The following is a 7720-nucleotide window of genomic DNA, read 5'->3' as shown; positions in this document are numbered from 1 at the left end:
CGTATCACAGTCAAAGAGTGCCAGGACACCCTCTCAGGCCGGCTACCCGTCGTCGCCTTGGTAGGCCATCACCCCACCAACAAGCTGATAGGCCGCGGGCTCATCCCACACCACAAAAGCTTTCCACCACACCACATGCATGGCATGGTCCTATCCGGTATTAGACCCAGTTTCCCAAGCTTATCCCGAAGTGCAGGGCAGATCACCCACGTGTTACTCACCCGTTCGCCACTCGAGCACCCCCGAAGGGGCCTTTCCGTTCGACTTGCATGTGTTAAGCACGCCGCCAGCGTTCGTCCTGAGCCAGGATCAAACTCTCCAAACAAAAACCAAGAGAAATCCAATCCCAAAACAACACCACACCCTGACACGGGGCATCAGAATGCGGCAAAAAACAACAACAAACAAAAACCACCAAACACACTATTGAGTTCTCAAACAACACCTGCATCCCCTGCCTCGCACCCGCGGCGACTGCCGCGGACTGTCTGGAGGCGAAATAGTGGAACGTCGTGCGCCGTGGCGCTATGCCCACCGGAGATGTCGGCGCGTCACGGGCTGGCCGCGGCGCGAACTCTTAAGCTACGCCAGAGGCAGCCGACAGTCAAATCTGCTGATAATGCCGAGGTTTCGGCTCACAGTAGTCAGCCGATACGTTCGACGCCGGCGATGTTTCGCTTACCCCGGCGCAGCACCAGCCACCGGCCGTGCAGGAAGTCGGCGGGCTGCGGCACCCAGTTCTCGTCGTCGATCCTGGTGTTGTTGACCCAGGCCCCGCCCTCGGCGATCGTGCGCCGGGCCGCGCCCTTGCTCGGGCACAGGCCGCTGGCCACCAACAGGTCGACGATCCCGTCCGGCGCACCCTGCTTCAACTCGGCCACCGGGGTCTCGCGCAGCGCCGCAGTCAGCGTGGCTTCGTCCAGACGCGCCAGTTCGCCCCGGCCGAACAACGCCTGACTGGCCCGTTCGACCGCGGTCCGGGCGGTCTCGCCGTGCACCAAAGCGGTCAGCTCGCGCGCCAGTCGCCGCTGGGCCGCCCGCTGCTGTGGCCGTGTCGCGGTGGCTTCCTCGAGGTCGGCCAACTCGTCGGCGGACAGGAAGGTGAACCAGCGCAGATAACGGATGACGTCGGTGTCAGCGGTGTTGATGAAGTACTGATACCAGGAGTAAGGCGTGGTCAGGTCGGGGTCGAGCCACACGGTGTCGCCGCCGGTGGATTTGCCGAACTTTGTCCCGTCGGCGGCGGTGACCAGCGGAACCGTCAGGGCATGCGCGGTCACACCGAGCATCTGGCGCACCAGACGCACTCCGGCGATGATGTTGCCCCACTGGTCGGACCCGCCGACCTGCAGCACGCAGCGGTGGCGACGGCAGAGTTCGACATAGTCGTTGGCCTGCAACAACATGTAGCTGAATTCGGTGTAGGAGATCCCCCCGGAGTCCAGACGGCGCCGGATGGTGTCGCGGTCCAGCATCACGTTGACCGAGAAGTGCTTGCCGATATCGCGCAGCAGCTCGATCGCCGACATGGCGCCGGTCCACTCGAGATTGTTCTCCACGATCGCACCGGTCGGCGAATCGTCGAAGTCGACAAAGCGCTCGAGTTGGCGTCGGATTCGCTCGGTCCAGTCCCGCACAGTGTCGGCGCTGTTGAGTACCCGCTCGCCGCTGTCGCGGGGATCGCCGATCATGCCGGTGGCCCCGCCGACCAGCACGATGGGCCGGTGTCCGGCCTGCTGAAACCGGCGCAGCGTCAGCAGCGGCACCAGGTGACCGGCATGCAGACTGGGAGCGGTGGGGTCGAATCCCGCATAGAGCGTGAGCGGTCCACGCGCCGCCTCGTCCGCCAGCGCGTCCAGATCGGTGCACTGCGCGATCAGCCCGCGCCAACGCAGCTCGTCGACGATGGTGCCGCCCATGACTGACATCTTTGCGGATCAGTCGCTGGCACCCGGCGCCGGTGCCCGGGAACTGCGACGGTAGGCGGAGACCTCCGCCCGGCCCGGCAGCCAGAGTCGCCACCGACGGTCGGCGGCCGCACTGATGCCGACCCGAGGGCCGGCGACCGCGGCAACCGGGTCGTTGAGCGTCAGTTGCACCGGACTTTCCGGAGCGAACAGGTCAACCCCGTTGTCGTCGAGGGTGATTCCCAACGCCGAGCACAGATTCCCCGGTCCGCGCGCCAGTGCGGCGCCGCTGGCCGGCTCGCCACGCCGGGAGCGTGCGACCTCAACCCCGGTCACGATCGCCGCGGCCCGCAACAGCACCGCCGCCGCTGTCCCGTCGGGGCCGCACACGACATTGGCACACACGTGGATGCCGTGGCTGCGGTAGGTGTAGAGCCGCCCGGGTGGCCCGAACATCACCGCGTTGCGGACGCTGCGGCCACGATAGGAGTGCGCCGCGGCATCCGGCCAGGGACCGTCGGGCACACCCCCGTAGGCCTCCACCTCGACGATCGTGGCGCTGACACCGCGTCCGGTCAGGGTGGCACCGAGTACCCGGCGCGCCGCCGCCACCGGGTCGACGACGAGTTCCTCAGCGCTCACCGGACAGATTGTGCCCGCCGCTGTTGACAACCGGCCAGCACCGGCACAGATTCAGTGGGTGGTGGCTTCATCAGGCGATGAATTTTGCGTGCACCGCCTTGAGCCGGCCGTCGCCATCGACAATCTCCGGGTCATCCGTGGCAAGCGCCCGGCGCTGTCGGACTTCTCGGTGCGCATCGCGCGTGGGACGATCACCGGCCTGCTCGGCCCATCCGGCTCGGGCAAGACCACACTGATGCGCTGCATCGTCGGCACCCAGGTCGTCGCCGCAGGTTCGGTGGGCGTGCTGGGCCAACCGGCCGGCTCGCCCGGGCTGCGCCATTGCGGGTGATCGACAACGTCCGCTACTTCGCCGAACTCTGCGCTGTCGGCCGTCACGCCGCCGACGAGGTCATCGACGCAGTGGATTTGCGCGACTGCCGCACCGCCCGCTGCGCCGATCTGCTGCTCCTGCGCGAAGGACGACTCCTGGCCCACACCACGCCCCGCCGTCTACGGGAGGAAACCGGATGCACGTCACTGGAGGAAGCGTTTCTGTCCATCATCCGGCGCACCACCACCGCGCCCGCGGCCGGCTGACGCTGAAGAACTACACCGCCACCACAACGCGGATCCTGCGCCAGCTGGCCGCCGATCGCCGCAGCATCGCGATGATCCTGGCCGTGCCCGTCCTGATCATCACACTGATGTATTTCATGTTCGAGCAGGTCCCGCACCGCCCTGGTGCCCCGACCGGGTTCAACACAGCCTGCCTGGTCCTGCTGGGCCTGTTCCCGTTGTTCGTGATGTTCGTGATCACGGCGATCACCATGCAGCGCGAACGGTCGTCGGGAACGCTGGAGCGGATCTTGACCACTCCGCTGCGCCGACTTGATCTGCTCGCCGCATACGGGACCGCGTTTTCGATGGCGGCGGCGGCGCAGGCCACGCTGGCCTGCGTTGTGGCGTTTTGGCTGCTCGGATTCGACACCGCGGGCAGCCCGGTGGCGGTGTTCGCGATCGCGATCATCAACGCCGTCCTGGGTGTCGGGCTCGGCCTGCTGTGCAGTGCGTTCGCCCGCACCGAGTTTCAGGCCGTGCAGTTCATCCCGATGGTGATGGCGCCGCAGCTGCTGCTGGCCGGCATCATCGTCCCGCGGGCTCTGATGCCGACCTGGCTGGAGTGGATCAGCAATGCCCTGCCTGCCAGCTACGCCTTGGAGGCGCTCCAGCAGGTGGGCGCCCATTCCGAACTGACCTACATCGCCGTCCGCGACATCGTGGTCGTCGTGAGTTTTGCGATCACGGCGCTGGGTCTGGCCGCCGCGACACTGCGGCGACGGACGCCCTAGGCCGTGACCACCGGCGTCGAAGGCAAACGTCCGGGCCGACCGGTCGGCAATTCCGGCGCCCGCGAGCGTATCTTGACCGGCGCTCGAGCATTGTTTGTGCGCAAAGGTTTCGACAAGACCTCGGTGCGGGCAGTCGCCGCGGCCGCCGGCGTGGATGCGGCGCTGGTGCACCACTACTTCGGCACCAAGGAGCAGCTGTTCGCGGCCGCGATCCACATTCCCATCGACTGGGTCGTCGAGGCCCTGCGGGAGACCCCGGTCGAAGAACTCGGCTACGCGCTGCCGTCGCTGCTGTTGCCGCTGTGGGACTCCGAAATCGGCGCGGGTTTCATCGCCGAGCTTCGGTCGTTGCTGGCCGGCGTGGACGTGAGCCTGTTCCGGTCATTGCTGCGAGAGATTGTCGCCGTCGAGGTCGGATCCCGCGTCGACGATCCCCCGGGCAGCGGAGTCGTCCGCGTCCAGTTCGTCGCCTCCGAGTTGGTGGGCATGGCGATGGCCCGCTATATCCTGGAGCTGGAGCCGTTCAAGTCGCTGCCGCCCGAGCGCATCGCGCGGACCGTCGCGCCGAACCTGCAGCGCTACCTCACCGGGGATCTTCCGGGTCTGCTTGCGCCATGAGCCGGGTGTGCTCGTCGTCGTCGACGTCACGGGCCTCGTCGACAAGCAGCACCGGGATGCCGTCATCGATCCGGTAGGCGCGCCGCAGCCGCGGGTTGTAGAGCACGTCCCCGATCAGCAGCAACGGCCCCCGGTCGGCCGGGCAGACCAAGATGTCCAGCAGGGTGTCGTCGATCATGGCTGCGCGCCGAGCATCTCGGTGCGAATCGCCGCGGTCAGACGCTTGAACTGGTTGCCCGCGGGATCGAAGTACCAGCTGTGGCGCCCCGGTTTGGGGAACCCGGCCGACCGCAACGCGCTGACTGTGGGACGGTAGGTCGGACTCAGCGTCATCCGGGGAACCACGTGCACGATGTCGGGTCCCAGCCCGACCGGCAGGTCACCCAGCGCCTCGGTCAGGTCCGCCGCCGTGATCGTCGCGCCGGGTCGCAGCGTGATCGCCGACACCGCAGCCTGGTGCTCTCCGGCCGCAATTCCGTAGGTCACCGCGAGGTCGACGGCGGCGATGTGCCCGAGGGCGTCTGTGATCGGCTCGGGATAGGCGATGCCGCGCGCGGTGCGGATCACCGAGCCGCGCCCGCCCGCCAGCCAGTAGTCGCCGTCGGCGTCGCGGTAGAACAGATACTCGGTGGATATCCAGGTGTCGGCGGGCGCGAAGACACCGCGTTTGACCGCCGCGGTCGGATCGATCGGCCCCCGCGGTTGCGCCAACAGCACGCCCACCGTGCCGGTGGGAGCGACCTCGACGAATCCCCGGTCGTTTTCCAGGATCAGGTCGTTGTCGGCGTCGTAGGCCCCCAATTCGACATGCCCGGCGCCCGGCAGCGGCCGACCCTTGCTGCCGATCTTCGCGGCGGACACATTGGCCAGCACGGCCTGCCCGTCAGTGGTGGCGAAGAATTCGACCACCCGTGCGGGGGCGAACGCCTCGACAACACGCTTCCAGAGCCCGGTGGGCATGCCGGAGCCGATGAACAGCCGTACCGGGTGGTTGCCGTGCAGCACGAAGTGCGGATCGTCGATCACGTCGCGGAGCATGGCCCAGGTGTAGGAAACCACAGTGACGCCGTACTGACGCACCTCGGCGACGAAGCGGTCCGGGCGCAGCCCCCGCGACAGCGCGATGCGGGTGCCGCCGACCACCGCGCCGCCCAGGCTGACCAACAGCCCGGACTCGTGGTGCAGTGGCGTCAGGCAGTACACGGTGTCGCCCCGGCCGAGCGCTGCGGTGGACGCGGTTCCGAATGCCGACAACGCCCAGCGGTAATTCGTGATCTGCTTGGCGACCAGCTCCCCGCCGGCCGTGGCAAAAGCGACGAACGCAAGATCGCTGGCAAACCCGGGATTGGGCCGATACCAGCCCGGCAGCTCGACCGCGTCGGGGTCGATTTGTTCCATGTCGATCACGCCGGCGTCCTGCGGCAGATGAAGATCGCGGGACTCGCCGCCGCCGAGCACCAGGATCTGGCCGGGTAATTGGCGCGCAGTGTCCAGGTTGGGCGGATCAGTGATGATCTCGGACACTTTACCGATCCGCACCGCCGCAGCCAGGTCGACGTCGGGACGCAGCAATACCGCGACCGCGCCCAACCGGGACAGCGCGGCGATGGCGACCAACGCACTGGGTCGGGTCTCCATCAGCACTCCGACGTGGTCGCCCTGGCGCACTCCGACGTCGATCAGGCCCCGGACGACGTTGTCGATTCGGCGGTTCACCGCCTCATAGGTGTGCACCCGCCCATCGAAGAGCAAGAACTCGCCTCGCGGTGCGTCGTGAGCCTGCTCTGCGATGATCCTGCCCAGCGAAATCCTGGTGTGGTCGTTGATCTGCCCCAGCCGGGCCAATCGCGGCAATGTCCGCACGGTTTCGGTCGCCAGCGTGCGCATCGATTTGTTGGCCGCCACGACCGCGTCGGCCGCACCGCGAGCGATCGCCAGCGCCACTTCGGACGCTTCCCCGATACCGTGCGCAACCCGCGAACTGATCGCCACACCGCTGTCGGCGTGTTCGGTCGGCTGGTCGGCCATCGGCACGATTGCGTCCGGTTTGGCGGCCAGCCCGGAGATCCACCGGACCCACGCGGCGACAGTAGGCCAGGTTTGCTGCGCCGCTTTGGATCCGACCACCAGCCCGAAATGGCCCGCCCGCAGCGTGTACTCGTAGACCTCGGCATTGGGTGCCGCGCGCCGAATGCCCCGCACCGCGGGCGGCTGCCCGATGTCGTCGACCTCGCCGACGAAAGCCAGCACCGGGCAGGTGATATCGGTCAGCGTTACCAACTGCCCGTTGATCGAAAAACCGCCGGTCATCATCCGGTTGTGCGCGATGAACTGCTTCAGCAACTCCGAGACCGCCGGCCCCGACCAGGCGATCCAGCCCTCCGACGCCAAGAATCTGCGCTGCGGCTCACGCGGCAACAGCGCCTCGCGATCATGCAGCTGCCGGACGAAATCGGCTCGTGCCTTAGCTGTCTTCAGCGGATCGAGTAGTTGAAAACCTGTGCGCGCCAACCAGCTTGGTATATCGAGTCGGTTGAAAACATGATCGGCCATGAAATTGGCCGCGACCGCAGCGAGATTGGGCGGGATACCCAGCGGCAGTGCGGCCAGGGTGTCCACCGGGGAACCGAACGTGACGATGCTGGCAATGCTTTTCGACCGCCGATAGGCCGCGGCCTGATAGCAGAACATCCCGCCCTGCGAGTAGCCGGCCAGATGCACGTCGTGCCCGCTGACTTCGGTCGTCGTGTCGACGGCGTTGCTCAGTGCGACGATATGGTCGGCCAGGTTGCGGCGCATGCCGCCCTCGACCTTGTCCGGCGAGCCGAAGTCGATGACCCACGGATCGAGCCCCGCAGCGTGCAGAATACCCACTGCACCCTCGGCCCGCGTGACGTCCCACATGTTCGCCGACATCATCATCGGATGCACCAGCAGCACCGGCGGACCCGCCGACGGTTGCCCCGGCCGGGTATCCGGCGGAAAATACCGGCGCAGCTTGTACATGGGCACGCTCTCGACGATCTGAAAAGGCGACGGAACCATCCCGGTCTCCAGGCCGCCCAACCGCAGCACCTCGAAGCCGTTCTGCGCCGTCGCCATCAGGCGCTCGACCGGTCGCGTGACCGCAGAAAGATGTAAATCCACCTTGCTCCCCTGAGTGACCAGCACATTCTGGCACATCACCGTGGCCGCATCCGCCGCTTTGGCCACCGTCGCGGC

General features: G+C 67.0%; 6 protein-coding genes, 1 rRNA gene and 1 pseudogene (1 of these 8 only partly in view). 3 read left to right on the top strand and 5 right to left on the bottom strand.

The annotated features are described in order from the left end of the window. The 3 genes from F6Q13_RS02275 to F6Q13_RS02265 form a co-directional block, all read right to left on the bottom strand. Nucleotides 1-325 (bottom strand): 16S ribosomal RNA (locus F6Q13_RS02275) (its annotated part extends 442 nt beyond the left edge of the window); the annotation flags it as partial. A 319-nt stretch (nt 326-644) separates the two neighbouring features. Then, nucleotides 645-1919 (bottom strand): tyrosine--tRNA ligase, encoded by a 1275-nt coding sequence (gene tyrS, locus F6Q13_RS02270; protein WP_293051621.1) that lies wholly within the window; start codon nt 1917-1919, stop codon nt 645-647. Nucleotides 1920-1937: 18 nt separating this feature from the next. Next, complete coding sequence (locus tag F6Q13_RS02265; protein ID WP_293051619.1) at nt 1938-2549, bottom strand: DNA-3-methyladenine glycosylase; 612 nt, start codon at nt 2547-2549, stop codon at nt 1938-1940. Nucleotides 2550-2607: 58 nt separating this feature from the next. Between F6Q13_RS02265 and F6Q13_RS02260 the strand changes: the two are divergent. From F6Q13_RS02260 to F6Q13_RS02250, 3 genes and pseudogenes are all read left to right on the top strand, one after another. Then, nucleotides 2608-3128 (top strand): annotated as a pseudogene (locus tag F6Q13_RS02260) (ATP-binding cassette domain-containing protein). Between the two features lie 2 nt (nt 3129-3130). Next, complete coding sequence (locus tag F6Q13_RS02255; RefSeq protein ID WP_293051646.1) at nt 3131-3880, top strand: ABC transporter permease; 750 nt, start codon at nt 3131-3133, stop codon at nt 3878-3880. 3 nt (nt 3881-3883) lie between these two features. Continuing rightward, the gene (locus F6Q13_RS02250) at nt 3884-4498 is read left to right on the top strand and encodes a TetR/AcrR family transcriptional regulator (protein ID WP_293051617.1); all 615 of its coding nucleotides are present in this window, start codon (nt 3884-3886) and stop codon (nt 4496-4498) included. Here the strand turns inward: F6Q13_RS02250 and F6Q13_RS02245 are convergent. Together F6Q13_RS02245 and F6Q13_RS02240 are read right to left on the bottom strand one after the other, a co-directional pair. After that, nucleotides 4464-4676, bottom strand: coding sequence for a Trm112 family protein (locus tag F6Q13_RS02245; protein ID WP_293051614.1), 213 nt, complete (start codon nt 4674-4676; stop codon nt 4464-4466). The two genes, F6Q13_RS02250 and F6Q13_RS02245, sit on opposite strands and share 35 nt — an antisense overlap. Further along, nucleotides 4673-7681, bottom strand: a complete 3009-nt coding sequence (locus F6Q13_RS02240; RefSeq protein WP_293051643.1) for an acyl-CoA synthetase — start codon at nt 7679-7681, stop codon at nt 4673-4675. The genes F6Q13_RS02245 and F6Q13_RS02240 overlap by 4 nt, the downstream gene beginning before the upstream one ends. Nucleotides 7682-7720: the final 39 nt, after the last annotated feature.

Source organism: Mycobacterium sp. (genome assembly GCF_008709575.1).
Classification (GTDB): domain Bacteria; phylum Actinomycetota; class Actinomycetes; order Mycobacteriales; family Mycobacteriaceae; genus Mycobacterium.
The sequence above is the reverse complement of the archived record's forward strand: the minus strand, read 5'-3'. Positions and strand labels throughout refer to the sequence as shown.